The organism is Cryobacterium lactosi, assembly GCF_004403945.1.
Taxonomy (GTDB): Bacteria; Actinomycetota; Actinomycetes; order Actinomycetales; family Microbacteriaceae; genus Cryobacterium; species Cryobacterium lactosi.
Genome location: NZ_SOHM01000048.1, coordinates 14376 through 34391, shown reverse-complemented (window position 1 = coordinate 34391; position 20016 = coordinate 14376). Strand labels below are relative to the sequence as shown.

Below are 20016 nucleotides of genomic sequence, written 5' to 3'. Positions count from 1 at the left end.
CTTCAGGATCGAAACCCTCGAAGACAACTTAGAAACTATAACAGTTATTTGGAGCCCCCAAGTGCGCCAGGGGCCCTCCAGCGGTCCAATTGCACGAGTTGGCGCTTGAGGGCGACCTGTCGATACGACGTTTCCACCAGTTCGGCCAGCTCCACCCAGTCGGTGCGGGGCGAGTCGAAGTCGAGCGCGAGCCAGCCGGCGGGCCCGAAATACGGCGGGATGAAGAACCGCGCATCCTGAACGAGGGCCCGGCGCTCTTCAGGGTCCGGCTTGAAGACCAAGCTGTGCGGCCGGTCCATACTCGCCCCGGCGGTGACGAAGATCTTCTTACCGGCGCGGAAGGTCGGCCGCCCCCAGGCGAGCACCTCGACCGCCTCGGGGAGCGCCAGGCAGACGGCGCGCAACCGGTCGAGCGCCGCATCCGGCTCGTCGAACACCCGGGGATGTTCCATGGCTAGGCGGGTTTCCCGATGGTCGCGGCCGGCGCATCCGCGGTGGGCAGGGCCGTACGGATGCCCAGCCAGGAGACGATGCCGCCCACGAACATCAATCCGGCCACCACGACCATCGCGCGCTGGAAGCCGGCGACATCGAGGGTGGATCCGACGATAGTGCCGGTCATCGCGATCGCCACCAGGCCGGCCACGCGGGCCACGGCGTTGTTGATCGCCGAACCGATGCCCGCCTGACCGGGGTGGATCGAGCCAAGCACGGCCGCGGTGAGCGGTGCCACCGTAATCGCCAGGCCCAGGCCCACCAGGACGATCCCGGGCAGCACCTGCAGCAGGAAATTGACCGGAGGTACAGCCGTGGTCACCAGCAGGAACCCGGCGCCGGCCACGAACGGACCGATCGTCATGAACAACCGCGGACCGTACCGGCCGGCCAAGGTGCCGAAGAGGGTGGCGAAGAGCAGCATCATCACGGTAGCCGGAATGCCGGCAAGACCGGCGAGGGTGGCGGAGAAGCCGCCGACCTCCTGCAGGTAAAGCGCGAAGAGGAAGAAGCCCAGGTTGAGCGCGGCGTAGATGCCGACGGTGGCGATGTTGCCCACGGCGAAGTTGCGCACCTTGAACAGGCCGAGCGGCATCATCGGCTGCGGCGCCCGCGCCTCCCACCACAGGAAAGCGGCAAACGAGGCGAGTCCGATCGCCATCGGGAGGTAGACGACCGGGCTGCCCCAGCCGAACCGGCCCTGTTCGATCAGGGCGAAGACCGGCCCGCCCAGCCCCACCACGGCCAGGCAGGCACCGAGCACGTCCACCCGGGCGCCGGCGGCGGGCCGGGCCGGGTCCTCCACGCGGCGCAGCAGGACCAGGGTGACCGCGATCGGGATGACGTTGATGAAGAAGACCAGCCGCCAGCTCACCGAATCCACCAGGATGCCGCCGAGCAGCGGGCCGGCGATACCCGCGACCCCGGTCCAGCCGGTCCAGGCGCCGATGGCCTTGCCTTGCGCGACGCCGCTGAACGCGGAGGTGATCAGGGCCAGCGAACTCGGCACCAGCAGCGCGGCCGCGACTCCCTGGAGCAGCCGGGCGATCACGAGGATCTCACCGGTGGGAGCGAGCCCGCAGGCCAGCGACGTGATGCCGAACCAGATCAGGCCGGCGCGCAGCACCCGCACCCGGCCGAACGTGTCCGACAGTGAGCCGGCCACGAGGATCAGCGCACCCAGGCTGAGCAGGTACCCGTCGACCACCCACTGCTGCAGCGGCAGGCCACCGCCGAGTTCCCTGGAGATAGCCGGCAGCGCCACGTTGATGATCGAGCCGTCGAGGAACGCCACAAATGACGACAGGATGGCGACGATCAAGATGCGCCGCTGGACGTTAGTCATCCCCATAGTTAACCCCCAACCCGGCCGGATGCGGAAGGTTGTGAGTGCCACCGCAGACGACCAGACGGCCCGGTCTCGCCCGAGCAGACGATAAGTTGTGCACATTTGCTCGACTTCCCGGTCGCCGTGTGGTTCGCTGAAGCAAGACGACACGCACCAAGGGGGTGGGCGCAGTGGATCGACAGCATCAGTTCAATCGATTCATTGCCGCGCGCATCCTGACCGCAGCCGTCGTGGCGGCCGGCGGGTGGCTGCTGGTCGACATCCTCTCCGCACCGGTCTCAGCATCCGCTTCAACCCCGACTTCTCAGGCGTCCAGTAGCGACGACTCGCTTCTGGGTGGGCTGTTGGGCACGGCGTCTCCCGTCGTCGACTCGGTTGACGGACACGTCGAAACCGTCGCTGGCATCGTTCGCGCGCCGGCGCCGGCCGAGGTGGCCGAGATCTTGGACGCCGTTGACAGCGACCTGACCGGCGCAGTGGCCGCTGTCCCGGTTGTCGACAATGTAGCCACTCCGGTCGTCGCCGGCGTGGTCGAACCGCTCGCTCAGCCCGTTCTCGAACCGGTTGTGGATCAGGTCGTGGCCCCTGTGCTCGACACCGTCGTGACCCCGGTGATCGACGTCGTCACCCCGCCGGTCAGCCACTCTGCCTCCGTGCTTGACCCGGTTCTGAGACCGTCCACCCCAGCGATGAATGCCGGGGCCGGGACGATCCAGCCCCTGGTCCAGGAGCCGCCGCTGTCCGCTGAGCCTGTGGTCACCAGCTCCCGGTTTGACCGTGGCGCGCTGAGCACTACGGCCAGCCGGACGGTCTTTGACGGCGTCGAGGCAGCTGACATTCCCCTGCTGACCAGTTCGCATCAGCCCACCGCGCCGGTTCTGCCGGTCGGAGAGCCCTTCACCTCGGCTGTCCTGCCCGGGTCATCCGGCAGCTCGGCCGGTGGTGCCGGCTCGGGGAGCGGCCCGAGCGCCGCCACCGTGCTCCCAGTCGGCATCGTGCCCGCACCGGCGATGCGTTTTCACTCGTTGCTGCCCTCCAGCGACGAGCTTCCGTCCGCCCCCTCGTTCGACCCCGGGTCCACTCCTGGTTGATGGGTCGCGCTGCTGAGTTCTCGCAGATCGCGACCACCGTTCCCTTTGGGGAACACACCATCAACTACTCAAGGAGCACAACCATGTACTCGTTCGTCAAAAAGGGCCTCTACTGTGCCCTCCTCGTCGGGGGCCTCTCGGTCATCGGCGCCAGTGTTGCCCACGCTGCCGAAGCACCGTCCACCTCGGGAACCGACGGGATCGTGTCCGGCACCCAAGCGGTGATCGAGACTGCTCTTCCGGTCACAGTGGCCGGAAATGCCATCTCGGTCGTCGGAGATTCGTCCAGTTCGGATACCGCAGCATCCGCTCAGCCCACGGGCGACGGGGGGACGAGCCCTAGCACCGACGGAAGCGACAGCATCCTCGGCGGCACCCAGGCGGTCATCGAACCCGAGATCCCCGTCGCCGTGACCGGCAACGCCATCTCTGTTCTCGGCGACTCCACCACAACCGGCACCACCACGGAGCCGACCGCCGACACCACCGAAACCGCCCCGAGCACCGACGGAAGCGACAGCACCCTCGGCGGCACCCAGGCGATCATCGAACCCGTCATCCCCGTCGCCGTAACCGGCAACGCCGTCTCCGTCCTCGGCGACTCCACCACCACTGGAACCATCACCACCGAGCCGACAACCGGCACCACCGGTACCGACCCGAGCACCGACGGAAGCGACAGCGCCCTCGGCGGCACCCAGGCGATCATCGAACCCGTCATCCCCGTCGCCGTAACCGGCAACGCCATCTCCGTCCTCGGCGACACCACCACCGCCGGAACCACCGGAACCACAACGGAACCGACCGCCGGCACCACCGACACCGCCCCCAGCACCGACGGAAGCAACAGCGCACTCGGCGGCACCCAGGCGATCATCGAACCCGTCATCCCCGTCGCCGTAACCGGCAACGCCATCTCCGTCCTCGGCGACTCCACCACCACTGGAACCATCACCACCGAGCCGACAACCGGCACCACCGGTACCGACCCGAGCACCGACGGAAGCGACAGCGCCCTCGGCGGCACCCAGGCGATCATCGAACCCGTCATCCCCGTCGCCGTAACCGGCAACGCCATCTCCGTCCTCGGCGACACCACCACCGCCGGAACCACCGGAACCACAACGGAACCGACCGCCGGCACCACCGACACCGCCCCCAGCACCGACGGAAGCAACAGCGCACTCGGCGGCACCCAGGCGATCATCGAACCCGTCATCCCCGTCGCCGTAACCGGCAACGCCATCTCCGTCCTCGGCGACTCCACCACCACAGCCACCACGGAGCCGACTGCCGGCACCACCGGCGGCACCACCGGTACCGACCCGAGCACCGACGGAAGCAACAGCGCACTCGGCGGCACCCAGGCGGTCATCGAACCCGAGATCCCCGTCGCCGTAACCGGCAATGCCATCTCCGTTCTCGGCGACTCCACCACCACAGGAACCACCACCACGGTTCCGGTGGCTCCGGTGACACCCGTGACCCCGGTCACGCCCGTCACGCCGGTCAGCCCGGTCAGCCCGGTCAGCCCGGTTGCACCGGTTACCCCCACCGTGACACCGGTCAACGCCGGATCGCCTGTCGGTTCGGCAACACAGGGCACGTTGAGCAGCACGGCAAGCTCGGCGACGGCCCTGGCCACCACCGGCGCCGACTCCGCGTTTCTCCTCAGCCTCGCAGCCCTTCCCTTCGCGGCCGGGATGCTGCTGCTCCTGCTGGGCACCCATCACCGCCGGCACTCCGGTTCACCCCTGGAGTCAGGCGTGAGCTAGACCCTGCGAGCTGAACCAACAACCGGCTGTCGGGCGAAATCGTCTGCGGCCGGTTGTCGGCGCGCCCGGCAGCCACTGGATGAGCGCGGTGCCGCTCACTGCCAGCACGCGGCTGCCACGGTTCTGCGTGAGGTGACATCTGAACACGGGGCATGCTGCAGCCCTCCGGGGCCCGCGCCCTGTACTATCGGCGCAGCGCCAACGATGACTCGCTCGGTGCGGAGCGGGGGTCTTCTTCACCTCGCACCACAGGCATTTTCTCAACGCCGCACTCCTCTCCGCCGACATGACCCACACCCTGGAGTTCCCCCACGAAGCCTTCGGCGTCGTGCGTTCCCACCCCGAACTGGAGCCGACCGTATGAGCGCACCGACGATCATCAACTCACCGGTCAGCATTCGGCGCTCCCGGGTGGCGGTGAGCGCCAGTTACGCCGCTCAGGGTTTCGGCTATGCCGTGGTGGTCACCTCCCTTCCCAACCTCAAGACCCGGTACGGCATCGACGACACCGTGGTGTCGCTGATCGTGCTGTTGGTCTGCCTCTCGGCCGCCGGCGGTTCGTTGCTGGCCGACAGGCTGGCCTTGCGCTGGGGTAGCCGGGTGGCCCTGGTGGTGGGTTTGCTGCTCGAAGCCGTCGCCCTGCCGTTGATCGCCTCGCCGGTGGGGCTGCCGGCGTTCATCGCCGCGTTCGCGATCTACGGCGCGGGACTGGGCATCGTCGACGCCGCCGGCGCCATGCAGGGCGTTCTCGTGCAGCAGCGCGTGGGCGTCTCCGTGATGGCCGGGTTCTTCGCCTGGTACACCGGCGCCGCCATCGTCGGTGCCCTGCTGATGTCCGCCGTGGCCGGCACAGCGGCGAACGCGAGTATCGCCCTGGTGGCGGGCGCCGTTGTGGCCCTCGCGATCGCGATCGCGGGGGTGCGCGGCTTCGACCCCCGGCTGACCAAGCTGACCCCGGCCCCGGATGCGGCGCCCCACGGCAAGCTGCCAGGGCGCGGCATCGCCCTGTTCGGCACCGTGGTGCTTGCGGCGTTCGTCGTCGATTCCGCGGTGAGCACCTGGAGCACCGTGTATCTGCACGACGTGCTGCTCACCGGCGCCGCGATTGCGCCACTGGGGTATGCCGCCTACCAGGCCGCCATCCTGGTCACCCGCATCGGCGCCGACCTGCTGGTGCGCCGGTTCGGCCGGGTGGTTCTTGCCGCATGCACCACGGCACTTGCGATCCTGGGCTGCCTGCTCGTCGCGATGGTTCCCGCCACCTGGGCCGCCGTGGCCGGCTTCGCCCTGGCCGGGTTCGGGGTGGGCGCCCTGGTGCCTCTGGCGTTCAGCGCCGCCGGCGACCTGCACGAGGCCCGCAGCGACGAGGTGATCGCCAGGGTCAACCTGTTCAACTATGCCGGGGCGGTGCTCGGCGCCGTGCTGGTGGGCCTGCTCGCGGACACCACCGGCCTTGCCCAGGCGTTCCTGCTGCCGATGGCGCTGCTGGTGCCGGTCTTGTTCCTGGCCCGCCGGTTCGCCCCGCGCCCACAGCGCACCTGAAACGTTTCGTCTGAACAAAATGAACTCACGGGAGGCATCCGCGGCGGCCTAGACGGGGCATCGGGCCGGTGCTTGACTGCCCCCATGGCGCACACGACCAGGAACACGCAGGCCTCATTCGAGTACCAGGGCCTGCGCGCCCTGTTCATCAACTGCACCCTCAAACGCAGCCCGGAGATCAGCAACACGCAGGGCATCATCACCCTCAGCGCTCGCCTCATGCGCGAACAGGGCGTGCACGTCGAGGTCATCCGCGCCATCGACCACGACATCGCCACCGGCGTCTACCCCGACATGACTACGCATGGCTGGGCCACGGATGCCTGGCCCGCGCTGTTCGACAAGGTCGCCGCCGCCGACATCCTGGTGATCGGCGGACCGATCTGGCTCGGCGACAACAGCTCGGTCACCAAGCGCATCATCGAGCGGCTCTACGCGATGTCGGGCGAATACAACGACAAGGGCCAGTACATCTACTACGGCAAGGTGGGCGGCGCCATCGTCACCGGCAACGAGGACGGCGTGAAGCATTGTTCGTCCAACATCCTCTACAGCCTGCAGCACATCGGCTACACGATCCCGCCCGCAGCGGATGCCGGTTGGATCGGCGAGATCGGTCCGGGGCCGAGCTATCTGGATGCCGGCTCCGGCGGTCCCGACAACGAGTTCACCAACCGCAACACCACGTTCATGACCTGGAACCTGATGCACCTGGCCGCGATCCTCAAGGCCAACCGCGGTATCCCCGCCTACGGCAATCTGCGCCGCGAGTGGGACGCCGGCGAACGCTTCGGGTTCGAACCGAATCCGTAACCACCGCGAGGAGACGACAGGCCCCGGGCGAGCAACGGGGCAGGAGGGATACCCGATGTTCCACCCTCTGCCGGAAACTGCCCCGGCCCAGCACACGGCATCCGCACCCGAGCACTGGCCTCTCGAGGTGCGCGTCACCGGCGGCCTGGTGCGCGGCAGCAGACCCGTCGCTGGTGTGCAGACGTGGCGCGACATCCCCTACGCGGCCCCGCCGGTCGGGCCGCTGCGGTTCCGCGCACCCCGGCCGGTGACCCCGTGGACGGGCGTCCGCGATGCAACCAGGTTCGGGCCCGTCGCACCGCAGGACCGGGGCAGCCAGTTCAAGGGCGTCAGCCGTCGCACCCGGATGGGCGAGGACTGCCTCACCCTCAACGTGCAGCGGCCCACCGGGCGGCCGCAGGACGTGGACCTCCCGGTGATGGTCTACGTCCACGGCGGCGGCTACACCTCCGGGTCGGCGCAGGACTTCACCGAGCGCAGCCACACCATCGTACAAAGCGGCCGTACGGTCTACGTCGCCCTCAACTACCGGCTGGGCGCCCTCGGCTACCTCGACTTCAGCCGGTTCAGCACCCGCACCCGCACCTTCGAGAGCAACCTCGGCTTGCGTGACCAGGTCGCCGCCCTGGAATGGGTGCGGGACAACATCCGCTCGTTCGGCGGCGACCCGGCGAACGTGACTGTGATCGGCGAGTCCGCCGGCGGCAACGCCGTGGTGACGCTGCTCGCCACGCCCGCCGCTCGCGGCCTGTTCGCCCGGGCCATCGCCCAGAGCCCGCCGTCGAACGCCGCGTACACCCCCGCCCTGGCCGGCCGCTGGGCCGCCGAGTTCATCGAAGTGCTGCGGCAGGGCCGCGCTCCGGAGCTGGCCGGTGGGCGGCGCCCGGCCGCCGAGCTGCTCGACACGGTAACGTGGCCGGCCCTGGTGCGGGCCGCCCTCGTGCTGCAGCAGCGCACCCCGGATGTCGACCCTGGCACCTTCTGCATGGCCCCCGTCGTCGATGGCAGCTTTCTGCCCGAACGCCCCCTGGACGCCTTCCGACGTGGCCACGCGCATCCAGTTCCGCTGATCATCGGCACCAACGACCGGGAGGGCTCGATGTTCCGCGGCCGGATCGACATCCTGCCGCGCTCGATCCCCCGCATCCAGTCGCTCTTCGACGAGGCCCCGCCCGGCTCACATGAGGGCATGCGGGCGGTGTACTCGGCCCTGCCGGCCCTGCGCGCCGAAGTGGACTTCGGCGGTGACTACGCGTTCTGGTTCCCCAGCGTGCAGGTCGCCGAGCTGCATTCCCGGTCAGCCCCGGTCTACCTCTACCGCTTCGACCTGGCTCCCCGGCTGCTGCGCCTGCTCGGCTACGACGCCACCCACGGGCTCGAATTGCTCGCCCTGTCCACATCGAGCACTGACCGGCAGCTGCGCAGGCTCACGGCCCTGGGCGGTCGCGCGAGTTTCCTGCGCACCGGCGACCGGATGCGCGCGCACTGGCTGCGCTTTGCGGCCACCGGCCTCACCGGGCCGGACTGGCCGGCGTACACCGAGGGCGACCGCCTGACCCTGATCTTCGACGAGGAGGACCGGGTGGAATCCGATCCTCGCGGCGAGCGCCGGGTGGCCTGGTTGCAGTTCCTGCCGGACCTGTAACCGGCGATCTCCTCGCCGTCAGCGCCCGCCCACGATGTCGCCGGCGTTCGCGCCCACCCAACGCACCAGCGGCAGGAGATGAACGGCGAGTTCGTGGCCGCGGGCGGTGAGGCTGTAGTCCACCCGGGGCGGGATGGTCGGCTGCGCGTCGCGGAGCACCAGACCGTCGGCTTCGAGGGTGCGCAGGGTCTGGGCGAGCATCTTCTCACTGATGCCCTCAATACCGCGTCGCAGCTCGCCCCAGCGCAGGCTGGTCTCCGACAGTGCCACGATCACGAGCACGCCCCACTTGCTGGTGACGTGGTCGAGGACCACCCGGCTGGCGCAGCCCGCCGCGAATACGTTCGCCGCCGGGGTGTCCGACCCGGCCGGCACCGGGTCGCCGACCAGTCGGGAGAGGCGGTCTCGGACGGCGTCGGCCGTGGTGGGCGCAACGGCGGTACGGCTCAGGGCATCGGTCATGGTTAGTAGCTTACCAAAAGGTGGGTACCTGCGGTTGGGAAGTATTGGGCGAAGGCGTCGGTTACACCCATCAGAAGGCGCGCGACTGCGCGCCGCGAAGGGAACACCGCATGTCTATCGTCGTCACCGGAGCCACCGGCCAGCTCGGCCGGCTCATCGTCGAGCACCTCATCAATCGTGGCGTCGCCCCTGCCGAGATCACCGCAGTGGGCCGCAACAGCGCTCGCCTGGCCGATCTGGCCGCGACCGGTGTGGCCACCGCCGTCATCGACTACACCGACCCGGCCAGCCTGGCCGCCGCCTTCGCCGGTGCCGACGTGCTGATGCTGGTCTCCGGCAGCGAGGTGGGCCAGCGCGTGGCGCAGCACACCAACGCCATCACCGCCGCGGCCGCCGCGGGCGTGGGCCGCATCGTTTACACGAGCGCCCCCAAGGCCGACACCTCGACGCTGATCCTCGCGCCGGAGCACAAGGCCACCGAGGAAGCCCTCCGGGCGTCCGGCGTTGGGTTCACGATCCTGCGCAACGGCTGGTACACCGAGAACTACGCCGCCGCCGTGCAGCAGGCCCGCGAGATGGGCGTGTACCTCACCAGTGCCGGCGACGGCCGGGTGGCCAGCGCGTCCCGCACCGACTACGCCGAGGCCGCCGCCGTGGTGCTCACCACCCCCGGCCACGAGAACACCGTCTACGAGCTCGCCGGCGACATCGCCTGGTCGGGCACCGAGATGGCCGAAGCCCTCACCGAGGTCGTCGGTCGCCCGGTCGTCTTCAGCGCCGTCTCCCCTGAGGAGCACACCGCGATCCTCACCGGCGCCGGCCTGGACGGCGGCACCGTGGGCTTCGTCGTCGCTCTGGACGGCAACACCCGCGAGGGGCTGCTGGCCGGCGGTTCGAGTGACCTGGCCACCCTGATCGGCCACCCCACCACCCCGCTGGTTGACGGCCTGCGCGCGGTCGCGTAACGCCCCAGCGGCGCCGCCGCCGCCGTTCTGAGCATCCGCCCCCGGCGCGTCAAGCGCCGGGGGCGGAGCCATTGAGCCCGCCGGATGCCTCGACTACGCTGTACGGATCATCGCAAGGGAGATCATGAAACCACTGTCTGCGACCGAGATCCGGGGTTCGATCGTGAACGCGACGCCCGACGAGATCGCGCGGATGCCGCTGCCCGGGTTGCATGAGACGATCTGGGCCGAACGCGAGTACCTGGGCTGGCGCGACCCGCAGTCCCCGCAGCGCGGCTACATCGTCTTCTGGCGGGGCGACGCTCCCCTTGGCATGGTGCTGAGGGCCGCGACCGGAGGGCCGAACCGTTCGATGTCGGCATTCTGCTCGCTGTGTCGCACCCAGCAGCCGGCCCATCAGGTGAGCCTGTTCAGCGTGCCCAAGGCCGGCCAGGCCGGCCGGGACGGCAACACCGTCGGCACCTACATCTGCTCCGACCTGGCCTGCTCGACGCTCATCCGCATCCTGCCGCCGCCGTCGCAGATGCAGCCGAACCCCGCCGAGATGGTCGCCTCCCGCGGCGCCGGGCTTCTCGCCCGCCTCGAGGGGTTCACCGACGAGGTACTCAAGCCCGCCGAATAGCCGGGGACTGCGTGTTCGGGGGACGGCACGGTAGGTTGGGCACCACTCGGTGATGAGGCCGAGACTTGTGGGGCAGGGGGTGGGGGCATGGCGCATTCTGCGCAGCGCTCTGGAGTGGGCTACCGCCCCGGACTCTTCAATGCCGCCGAGTCGGCCGGTCTCCTGCTCGGCTTCTCCCAGATCGGCTTCGGGTTGCCCCTGTTCCTCTACGCGTGGTTTGTGTCCGCGCAGCAGGCTGAACCGGAGGTCGTGCTCCTGGCCGTCGGAGCGGCACTCCTCGCCTCCGGAGCCCTGACCGCCGGGTTCCGCCGCCGGATGAGCATTCCGGTGCGCCACGTATCCCTGTGCTGGATGGGGGTCACGGCCGTGCTGTGCCAAGCCGCAACCGGCGGCAGCGCGATCACATTCACCTTCGCCTGGACCCCCTGCATGTTGGCCTTGATCGCTTTTGCGGTCATCCCGGCCGCGCAGTCCCTGGTCTACCCGGCCGTGTTCATTCCCCTGGCGATCATCACGCTCGCCGTGCACCCCGGCACCCACGCTGCGGATGTCGCCATGTCGTCGCTCCTCATGCTCGCGACGGGCCTGGGCCTGTCCTGGTTCGCCCGCAGCGCCCTCCTGGCCGAGACCGACGAACTCACCGGCATCCCCAATTTCGGCGGCTTCGAGCAGGTGCTCAGCGCCGCCATGCGCGACACCGCGCCGGGCGAGCCGCTTTCCCTGGTGCGGCTGGACATCAACGAATTCGCCCTGGTCAACCGTCGCGAGGGGCTGGAAGGCGGCGATGCCGCCATGGTGACCTTCGTCACCGGCGTCTCTGCGGCTCTGCCGACCACGGCCACCGTTGCCCGCATGGAGGGCGACGCCTTCGCGATACTGCTGCCCTCGTTCACGTCAGGTCAGGCCCGTGATCTGCTGTCGCGGGTCCAAGGTCAGGTGGCCGGATTCTCGGCCGGCATCTCGTCGCGGGAGGGCGACGAGTCCCAAAGCGAATTCTTCGGCCGCGCCGGCAAGTCGCTCTTCGAGGCCCAACGCGTCGGTCGCGGCAAGATCGTCACGCACGGCGGCTATTACGCCTCCCCGGCGGCCGTGCGGGACGGCCTGCGGAACGGTGAGTTCTTCCTGCACTTCCAGCCCGTCGTCGACCTGGTCACCGGCGCCGCCATCGGCGCAGAGGCCCTGGTGCGCTGGCAGCACCCCACCAGGGGCCTGGTGCCGCCCGCCGAGTTCATCCCGCTCTGCGAAGCCAGCGGTTCCATGGAGGTGCTGGGTCACTGGGTCATTCGCGAGTCGATCGCGAGAGCGGCGGACTGGCGCCGGCTGCGTCGCTGGGACCGCGAACCGGTGAGCGTGTCCATCAACGCCTCTGCGCGCGAACTGGCCTCGACCGGGTACGGCGCGTACGTCCTCGCCGAATGCGCCGACACCGGCCTGCCGCCCGGACTGGTGCGCATCGAAGTCACCGAGACCGACCTCGGCACCGATACGGCGGCCGTGCGCGCCAACATCCGGATTCTGCGTGGCGCCGGGGTGCTCATCTCCATGGATGACTTCGGCACCGGCCACTCGAGCCTGTCCCGGCTCACCGAGATCGACCTTGACGTGCTCAAGATCGACCAGTCCTTCGTGGCCGTGATCGAGTCCGGGCGGGACTCGCCGGTCGCCGACCTGACCATCAAGCTCGCCGCGACTCTCGGCCTGCAGGTGATCGCCGAAGGGGTGGAGACCGAAGAGCAGGCGGAGTGGCTGCGGCAGCGCGGCTGCTCCTTCGCGCAGGGCTACCTGTACTCGCGGCCGGTTCCCTCGGACGAGTTCGTCGAGAGGTTCCTCGTGCACCGCTCGGCAGCCCGGCCCTGACCGGTTCCGGCAGGCGTCAGCCCGGCGAGACCTCAACAAGCGTGACGTCGGTGAGCCGCCCGTTGTCGGCGACTGCGGTGAGGTAGGTGTGTGCGCTCTGGCGCCGCCGGTCGGTCGGCGAGCCGGGGTTGAGCAGCCGCAGGCCGCCGGGCGAGTGGCTGTCCCAGGGAATGTGGCTATGCCCGAAGACCAGCACGTCGGTGTCGGGGAACGCCAGATCCATGCGCTTCTCCCTCCCGGTGGCGGGGCCGGTCTCGTGGATCATGGCGAACCGGATGCCCTCGATCGTCCGCCTGGCGATCTCTGGCAGCACAGCCCGGAGGTCGGCGCCGTCGTTGTTGCCGTAGACACCCAGAAGCGCCGCCGCGCGGCCGGCCAGCTCGTCATGCAGGCTCAGCTCGACCCAGTCCCCGGCGTGCAGCACCAGATCGGCTTCGTCGACGGCCCGCCAGACCTGTGCGGGCAGGCGCCGGGCGCGCTGGGGAACGTGCGTGTCGGAAATCAGCAGCAGTCTGGTGGCCATGCCCCATTCTGCCCCGACTACCGACGCGAACGCCCGAGGGCTAGGTTCACAGCGTGGCCGACCGATTCAACACCAGCGAAAGCATGCGTGACACCGTCTTCTTCGACGGGTCGGACTCCAGCGCGCGGTATTCGAGGTTCTGGCTGCTGCTGGTGCTCGCGTCGATCATCGCCTCGGCGGGCATCGTGGGCGACTCCACCGCCACGGTGATCGGCGCCATGATCGTGGCGCCCCTGATGACGCCCATCCTGGGAACGATGCTGGCCACGGTGCTGGGCGACCGGGCCAACCTCATCCGCTCGCTGCTGCTGGTGCTTGGCGGTGCAGCGGCCGCCGTGGCGATCGGCTTCGCGGTCGGGCTGCTGGCGCAGACCGCGGTCCTGGCCGCCACGAACGCCCAGGTCGCCGCCCGGGTGAGCCCCCGCCTGATCGACCTGCTGGCGGCGCTGGGTACCGGCGTCGTGGGCTCGGTGGCTCTGGTCCGGCGGGACATCTCCGACACGCTGCCCGGGGTTGCGATCGCCATCTCCCTAGTGCCGCCGCTGACCGTGGCCGGCCTGGTCCTCGAGTCAGGTTCCCTCGCCCAGTTCCTGGGCGCACTGCTGCTTTTTGTCACCAATGTGGTTGCGATCCTCGGCACCGGCATCGTGGTGATGTCGGTCTACGGCGTGAGCCGGCTCACCCGCCACCGGGCACCAGGCGACACGAGTTCACCGAGCCTGCTGCGCCCGGTTGCGGTGCTTGGAGTGATGCTGCTGCTGATCGGCGTGCCGCTCACCCTCACCAGTGTCGACGTCACCGCGCGGAGCAACCTCGAGGGCACCGTGCAGTCGGTCGGCCAGGACTGGGCCGGCAGCGTCGGCTGGACGGTCACGGGGGTCTCGACCCAGGGCTCCGAAGTGACCCTGCACGTGCAGGGCGCCCCTCCGGTGCCCGACACCGCCGGGCTGGAGAGCGCCCTTAAGGCGGCGGGGGTCAACCCGGACCGGGTCACCGTGGACCTGTCGCCGGTGACCATCGTGAAACTCAGCACGGCTCCCTGACCCGGCCGGGCGTCATCGTCGAGGTTCGGAGCCTGCCGGCGCGTCGGACAGGGCGCCGAGGGTGGTGACCACGAGGTCGGTCAGCTCGGCGATCCGCAACGAGTCACGGCGCAGCTCGTCGACGGCTAGCGACGTGTCATCGACCTCCGCCAGTCGGTGTTCCACCAGATCCAGCCGAGCCTGAAGGTCGTCCACTCTCTGCGCGACATCGTGCAGGCGTCCGCCCTGTTGCCTGAGGCCGGCCGCGTATTCCAGCGTGCGCATCGTCTCGGGCGCGATCTTGCGCGCGGCGCGGCCGATGAGGCTCTTCACTGCGGTCATGACGACCCTCCTTTTCTTGCAACGCCCACGGTGGCGATGCGTCTGTCAGTGTGGCCGGCGACCGCGACGGATCTGATCTCCAACGCCGGTTCGGCAGCGACGAGCTCCCGGAACTGGCTCACCGTGAGGTGCCAGGTGGTGGGGTCGTCGTTGCTCAGCGAAGGCGCAGGCACCGTCGGGAAGGTGACCACCCATTCCCCGCCGCGCCGCAACAGCGCGTTGACCAGAGTGACCAACGCCCGCCGCGCATCCGTGGTCATCACGTGCAGAAGGTTCGCGGTGAACACGTGGGCCGGCCCGACCACCCTCGCCTCGGCGATCGCCAAGGCAAGGGTCTGGCGGCGGTCGCCCAGATCGACCTGGCGCAGGTCGACTGCCGGGTAGGCATCGCCGAGGCGGCGCGTGAGGGCCGCAACCGCCGACGGGGAGAAGTCCGCGCCCACGACGCGATGGCCGGCGCCGGCCAGGTGCAGGAGGTCAGCGCCCGTGCCGAACGCGAGTTCGTAGATGGTGGCGTCCCGGGGCGCTCGAGCCAGGAGCTCACGGGCGGCAGCGGATGGCCGGGCCGGCTCGTCCCGATTCACCTGGTTGTGCTCATCCCAGAAATGCACTTGTTGGCTCGTGTTGCCGAACCAGCTGTCGAACCGGCGGGCCGCGGCTGGCGGGGTGACAAACCGGTGGCCGGCATCCGGGATGCGCCAGCTCGGACCGTAGTTGGCCTCGAGCCAGCGCTCGGGTGGGTTCGGCGCCGCGAAGGGCCACCCGTCGATGGTGATCTCGGCGAGGTTCTCGAAGGTGTCGCGGGGTATCGGCGCACGCACGTGGAAGGGCTGCATGAACATGTCGCCGCTGTAGAAGCCCCCGAACACGTCGATGTGGAACTCGGTGCCTTCTTCCTCCGGGAAGAGGATCTGCATCTGCGTTGCGCTGTACCGGATCACCGTGTAGCCGGTCTCCTCCAGGAAACGCTGGAGGGCGTAGCTTTCCAGCGCCACGTCGGCGGGGTTCTCGTGGGCGCTGACGTAGCCGACATCCGCATCGTCGTCGTGCGGGAGGAGGGCCCCCGAGCGCACCGGCCCGAGCAATGTTCCACCCATGATCCAGGGGGTCAGGCCGAACCGGGTCAGCTGCGCGAACACCTCGGTGGTACGGCGCAACAGGTCCGCTACTGTCTCCGCGCTCGCGTCAGCGAAGGTGAGGGAATGGTGGCCCCACTTGTTCAGGACCACGGCCTGACCGGCGGCGTCGGTGAAGCGAAGCTCGCCGTCCGGGTCGACCGCTGAGCGCACCGGCGCCCTCGCGAGCTCGGCACCACCACCGGCGGCGTGCACAACGAGCTCCCCGCAGCCTCGCAGGGTGAGGCCGAAGGCTGGTGGCAGCGGGTAACGGATGACGCCGTCTGCAGCTGGTTCGGCGAAGTCGGCGGCCAGCGAGAGCACACGGCGCCCCGCAACCCGCACCTCGATGGCGCGGGCGGTATCGCCGTGAAGTTCCAGCGCCGAGCGGTTCAGGTCGAGCTTCATTCCATTGCGGCCGCGTGTAGCCCAGCCGGTGAAATTCATCGGATGTTCAAGTACCGTCCTCCTGCCGTCCACCTTACTGTCTGTGAGTTCTCACAGGCAAGGTTGCTCACGGCGCAGAAAAGCCCGCCGGATCTCGAGGATCCTGCGGGCTTTTCGAAGAGCGGAGACGGAGGGATTTGAACCCTCGGTGCCCCGTGAAGGGCACTCCACCTTAGCAGGGTGGTGCACTAAGCCGGGCTATGCGACGTCTCCCGGATGTCTGCTTGCGCAAACACACATCCACCATACTAACTGCACCGCGGCACCGGTTTGAACACCACCGGCCCGGATGGCGGGGCCGGCCCTACTGATCGGCCAGAGTGCGGCCGGCCGAGCAGGTCAACTGGGACGCGTCCTGCCCGTAGACGTTGCTGGGCAGCGCCGACTCGGTGGGGGCCGGTTCGGCCGCGGCCGGGTCGGCGGGGTCTGCCGGGGCGGCCGGGTCGACAGGTGCCTCTGTGGCGCCGGCAGCAGGGTCGGCTACCGAGCGGAAGTCGGCTTCACCGGGCGCCAGCGACGGTGACTCGTCGGCGAGGATGGAGGCCATCAGGTCGCCGGCCGCATTCTCGTCGGGCTGGACGCCGCCGTCGACGTTGTAAACCGGGTACTGCACGAAGACGACCTTGTCCAGCGGAATGTCCTTGAGCGCCATAGCGATGGAGACCATGGTGTCCATGCTCTGCAGCGAGGTGGACAGCTCCATGTTGTCGACGGCGGCCTTGGCGATCGAGTACAGCTTGATCGGGTCGCTCAGCGTCTCGGCGCTCTTGAGGGTGCGCACGAGCGAGGACAGGAAGACCTGCTGGTTGCTGATGCGGCCGAGGTCGCTGCCGTCCCCGACGCCGTACCGGGTGCGCAGGAACTGGAGGGCCTCAAGGCCCTTGAGCTCGTGCTCGCCGGCCGCGAGGTCGAGGTCGGTGTGCTCGTCCACGATGGGCTCTGCGATGCAGACGGGCACCCCGCCAACGGCCTCCGACATGGCCGCGACGCCGTTGAACTGCACGACGGCGGCGTACTGGATGGGCAGGCCGGTGAGCTCCTCGACCGTGGAGACCGTGCAGGACAGCCCGCCGTAGTTGAGGGTGGTGTTGATCTTCTGGCTGCTCATCGCTGAGTAGGTTTCGCCGTCGGGTCCCGTGCACTCGGGGATGGGCACGTAGGTGTCTCTGGGGAAGCTGACGACGGTCGCGCTGCTGTGGTCCTCGGCAATGTGCAGCAGCATGGTGACGTCGTTGAGGACCGCGGTTTCCTCTTCGGGATCGCCATAGCCGCCGCCCTGGCCGGCCCGGCTGTCGCTGCCGACGAGGAGCAGGTTGGCTCCGCCGTCGATGGAGCTGATCTGCGGCATCGGACCCTCGGTCTCGCTTTCGAGGCGGATGGGATCCTTCACGCTGGTGGCCACATTGAGAGTGGCGAGGGCGGCGACAGACACGCCACTGACCATGACCACGGCGAGGCAAGCGGCAAGCACCTTGGCGATGTTGGCGAATGCGTTGGACCGCTTGAGCCGGCCGTGTCGGGCGATTGTGCTGATCTGCTTCGATCGTTTCGAGCGGGGGCGCAACTGGTCGCTCACTTACGATCCTTTCGTCATTATGCAGGTGCAGCGCCTAGCGGCGCGGAGGGCGTGGGATTCGAACCCACGAGACATTTCTGCCCACCAGTTTTCAAGACTGGCTCCATCGGCCGCTCGGACAGCCCTCCCGTGTTCGGCGCAGGGCCAACCCGTGACGGGTCGGATCCAACAACGAACTTCGCCCGATCTTAGCCGATCACGGAATATGTAGCCTGACACGCGAATCTGACAAGCCCCTGCACGGCCGGACTCGGCCCTCCGGCTGGGTCCTAGAGGCTACTGAGCACCACGGCCAAGCCGTCGTCCTGCACGCTCACCGTGAGCTCGGTGGCGGCCTCGAGCACCTCGTCGGGCGCCTGGCCCATGGCCACACCCCGGCCCTCGGCACCGGCCCAGAGCAGCATGTCGATGTCGTTGCGCCCGTCACCGACCGCCATCACCCGGTTGCGGGGGATGCCGCACTCGGCGCGGACCCGTTCCATGGCGGTGGCTTTGTTCACGCCGTCGGGGGCGATGTCCAGCCAGGCGGTCCAACCGATGGCGTAGCTGACCCGGTTCAGGCCCATCCGCTCGACCACGGCGAGGAAGTCCTCCATGTCGTGGTCGGGAGAGACGACGACGACGCGGGTGGCGTCGTGACGGAGCAGCTCGTCGAAGCCGACGTGCTCGCTGTCGATGCCGATGGTGGCGTCGGGAAACGGTTCGGTGTAGCGGTAGAAGCCGTGCTCGTCCTCCACCGCGTACCTGGCGTCCGTGAGGTGCGAGCGGATGGAGAGCAGCACGTCGCTGGGGTCGAAGGTCTCGACCCATTCGCGTCGGTACCCGGTCGGGGCATCCGCGTCGCGGCGCAGGGTGATCGCCCCGTTGGAGCAGACGACGAACCGCGGGGTGATCTCCAGGCGGTCGAGCACCGGCAGGGTGGCCGCGGAGCTTCGCCCGGTCGCGAGCATGATCTCGTGGCCGGCCTCGTGCACCCTGCGCACCTGACGGATCACGGCCTCGCTGATCGTGCCGTCCTCGTGCAGCGTGGTGCCGTCGATGTCGAGGGCGACGAGCCAGGGCGCGTCCGTCTGGCGGATCATCGGATGGGCGTGAGGACTTCGAGCCCGCCGAGGTACGGTCGCAGCGCCTCGGGCACGATGACCGAACCGTCGGCCTGCTGGTGCGTCTCCAGAATGGCGACGATCCAGCGGGTGGTGGCGAGAGTGCCGTTGAGGGTCGCGACCGGAGCGGTCTTGCCGCTCTCGGTGCGGTAGCGGATGTCCAGGCGGCGGGCCTGGTAGGTGGTGCAGTTGCTCGTGCTGGTGAGCTCGCGGTAGGCGTCCTGGGTGGGCACCCAGGCCTCGATGTCGTACTTGCGGGCGGCGCTGGAGCCCAGGTCGCCGGCGGCGACGTCGATCACCCGGTAGCTCAGGCCGAGGGCCTGCAGCATGCCCTCCTGCAGGGCCACCAGCCGGTTGTGCTCGGCCTCGGCGTTCTCGGGCAGCACGTAGGTGAACATCTCGAGCTTGTTGAACTGGTGCACCCGGATGATGCCGCGGGTGTCCTTACCGCCCGAACCGGCCTCGCGGCGGTAGCAGGTGGACCAGCCGGCGTAGCGGAGCGGTCCGTCGGTCAGGTCGAGGATCTCGTCGCTGTGGTAACCGGCGAGGGCGACCTCGCTGGTGCCGGTGAGGTAGAGGTCGTCGGCGGGCAGGTGGTAGATCTCATCGGCGTGCTCGCCGAGGAACCCGGTGCCGTCCATGATCTCCGGCCGCACCAGGGTGGGCGTGATCATCGGGATGAAGTCGGCCGCAAGGGCGTGGTCCAGCGCCATGTTCATCAGGGCGATCTCGAGCCTGGCGCCGATGCCGCGCAGGAAGTAGAACCGGGCGCCGGAGACCTTGGCGCCGCGACCCATGTCGATGGCTCCGAGCATCTCGCCCAGTTCGAGGTGGTCGCGGGCTTCGAAGTCGAAGGTGGGGATCTCGCCGTGGGTGCGCAGGGTGGCGAAATTGTCTTCGCCGCCGGCGGGCACGCCGTCGATGATGGGGTTGGCGATGGTGCGCATCACGCTGGTGAAGCGGGCCTCGGCCTCGGCGGCGGTGGCGCCGGCGGCCTTGACCTCGGCGGCCAGGCTCTGAGCCTCGGCGACGAGGGCCTTCTTCTCGGCGGGCGGGGCCTGCGCCACGGTCTTGCCGAAGGCGTTCTGCGACGCGCGCAGCGCCTCGAACGTTGTGATGGAGGATCGCCTGTCGGCATCCGCGGCGAGCGCGGCGTCGACGGCCTCGACGGAGTCACCCCGCGCCTCCTGCGATCGCTTGACGAGGTCGGGATTTTCGCGTAGCAGCACCGGATCAATCACTCGGTCAGTCTACAAGCGCCAGCCGTTCCCCC

General features: G+C 69.1%; 18 protein-coding genes and 2 tRNA genes. 9 read left to right on the top strand and 11 right to left on the bottom strand.

The genetic code is table 11. The annotated features are described in order from the left end of the window. Positions 1 to 44 precede the first annotated feature (44 nt). Positions 45 to 452, bottom strand: a complete 408-nt coding sequence (locus tag E3T61_RS20715) for an MmcQ/YjbR family DNA-binding protein (RefSeq protein WP_134642729.1) — start codon at positions 450 to 452, stop codon at positions 45 to 47. 2 nt (positions 453 to 454) lie between these two features. Beyond that, positions 455 to 1840 carry a DHA2 family efflux MFS transporter permease subunit gene (locus E3T61_RS20710; RefSeq protein WP_134642728.1) on the bottom strand — a complete coding sequence of 462 codons (1386 nt, stop codon included), beginning with the start codon at positions 1838 to 1840 and terminating at the stop codon, positions 455 to 457. Between the two features lie 173 nt (positions 1841 to 2013). Between E3T61_RS20710 and E3T61_RS20705 the strand changes: the two genes are divergently transcribed. The 5 genes from E3T61_RS20705 to E3T61_RS20685 all read left to right on the top strand — a co-directional run bounded on the left by E3T61_RS20705 (position 2014) and on the right by E3T61_RS20685 (position 8709). Beyond that, a complete protein-coding gene (locus E3T61_RS20705) occupies positions 2014 to 2934 on the top strand; it encodes a hypothetical protein (protein ID WP_134642727.1) in 921 nt (306 codons plus the stop codon). Between the two features lie 83 nt (positions 2935 to 3017). Then, positions 3018 to 4709, top strand: a complete 1692-nt coding sequence (locus tag E3T61_RS22015) for a hypothetical protein (RefSeq protein ID WP_166793345.1) — start codon at positions 3018 to 3020, stop codon at positions 4707 to 4709. 360 nt (positions 4710 to 5069) lie between these two features. Next, the gene (locus tag E3T61_RS20695) at positions 5070 to 6251 is read left to right on the top strand and encodes an MFS transporter (protein ID WP_134642726.1); all 1182 of its coding nucleotides are present in this window, start codon (positions 5070 to 5072) and stop codon (positions 6249 to 6251) included. Between the two features lie 84 nt (positions 6252 to 6335). Then, positions 6336 to 7064: a flavodoxin family protein gene (locus E3T61_RS20690; RefSeq protein ID WP_134642725.1), complete on the top strand. Its 729-nt coding sequence runs from the start codon at positions 6336 to 6338 to the stop codon at positions 7062 to 7064. A 55-nt stretch (positions 7065 to 7119) separates the two neighbouring features. Next, positions 7120 to 8709: a carboxylesterase/lipase family protein gene (locus E3T61_RS20685; RefSeq protein WP_134642724.1), complete on the top strand. Its 1590-nt coding sequence runs from the start codon at positions 7120 to 7122 to the stop codon at positions 8707 to 8709. An 18-nt stretch (positions 8710 to 8727) separates the two neighbouring features. On the opposite strand, the gene E3T61_RS20680 is transcribed toward E3T61_RS20685, so the two are convergent. Beyond that, entirely contained in the window at positions 8728 to 9171 is a 444-nt protein-coding gene (locus tag E3T61_RS20680; protein WP_134642723.1) for a winged helix-turn-helix transcriptional regulator, read from the bottom strand. Between the two features lie 110 nt (positions 9172 to 9281). Here E3T61_RS20680 and E3T61_RS20675 point away from each other — a divergent pair, with 110 nt between their 5' ends. From E3T61_RS20675 to E3T61_RS20665, 3 genes are all read left to right on the top strand, one after another. After that, positions 9282 to 10136 carry an SDR family oxidoreductase gene (locus E3T61_RS20675; protein WP_134642722.1) on the top strand — a complete coding sequence of 285 codons (855 nt, stop codon included), beginning with the start codon at positions 9282 to 9284 and terminating at the stop codon, positions 10134 to 10136. Between the two features lie 124 nt (positions 10137 to 10260). Next, positions 10261 to 10758, top strand: a complete 498-nt coding sequence (locus E3T61_RS20670) for an FBP domain-containing protein (RefSeq protein ID WP_134642721.1) — start codon at positions 10261 to 10263, stop codon at positions 10756 to 10758. A gap of 87 nt (positions 10759 to 10845) precedes the next feature. After that, entirely contained in the window at positions 10846 to 12615 is a 1770-nt protein-coding gene (locus tag E3T61_RS20665; RefSeq protein ID WP_134642720.1) for a putative bifunctional diguanylate cyclase/phosphodiesterase, read from the top strand. Between the two features lie 16 nt (positions 12616 to 12631). Here the strand turns inward: E3T61_RS20665 and E3T61_RS20660 are convergent, their stop codons facing one another. Then, entirely contained in the window at positions 12632 to 13138 is a 507-nt protein-coding gene (locus E3T61_RS20660; protein WP_134642719.1) for a metallophosphoesterase family protein, read from the bottom strand. 53 nt (positions 13139 to 13191) lie between these two features. Between E3T61_RS20660 and E3T61_RS20655 the strand changes: the two genes are divergently transcribed. Then, positions 13192 to 14181 (top strand): DUF389 domain-containing protein, encoded by a 990-nt coding sequence (locus E3T61_RS20655; RefSeq protein ID WP_198418740.1) that lies wholly within the window; start codon positions 13192 to 13194, stop codon positions 14179 to 14181. A gap of 12 nt (positions 14182 to 14193) precedes the next feature. Here E3T61_RS20655 and E3T61_RS20650 read toward each other — a convergent pair whose 3' ends face one another. The 7 genes from E3T61_RS20650 to serS all read right to left on the bottom strand — a co-directional run bounded on the left by E3T61_RS20650 (position 14194) and on the right by serS (position 19984). Continuing rightward, positions 14194 to 14502, bottom strand: coding sequence for a hypothetical protein (locus tag E3T61_RS20650; protein ID WP_134642718.1), 309 nt, complete (start codon positions 14500 to 14502; stop codon positions 14194 to 14196). Continuing rightward, on the bottom strand, positions 14499 to 16025 hold the full coding sequence (locus E3T61_RS20645) for a class I SAM-dependent methyltransferase (RefSeq protein ID WP_166793344.1): 1527 nt from the start codon (positions 16023 to 16025) through the stop codon (positions 14499 to 14501). The genes E3T61_RS20650 and E3T61_RS20645 overlap by 4 nt, the downstream gene beginning before the upstream one ends. 161 nt (positions 16026 to 16186) lie before the next feature. After that, positions 16187 to 16277 (bottom strand) — tRNA-Ser (locus E3T61_RS20640). A 91-nt stretch (positions 16278 to 16368) separates the two neighbouring features. Continuing rightward, positions 16369 to 17640 (bottom strand): LCP family protein, encoded by a 1272-nt coding sequence (locus E3T61_RS20635; protein WP_134642716.1) that lies wholly within the window; start codon positions 17638 to 17640, stop codon positions 16369 to 16371. Between the two features lie 43 nt (positions 17641 to 17683). Further along, positions 17684 to 17768 (bottom strand) — tRNA-Ser (locus E3T61_RS20630). 141 nt (positions 17769 to 17909) lie between these two features. After that, complete coding sequence (locus E3T61_RS20625) at positions 17910 to 18722, bottom strand: HAD family hydrolase (protein ID WP_134642715.1); 813 nt, start codon at positions 18720 to 18722, stop codon at positions 17910 to 17912. Then, positions 18719 to 19984, bottom strand: coding sequence for a serine--tRNA ligase (serS, locus tag E3T61_RS20620; protein ID WP_134642714.1), 1266 nt, complete (start codon positions 19982 to 19984; stop codon positions 18719 to 18721). Before serS ends, E3T61_RS20625 begins: the two co-directional genes overlap by 4 nt. Positions 19985 to 20016 lie beyond the last annotated feature (32 nt).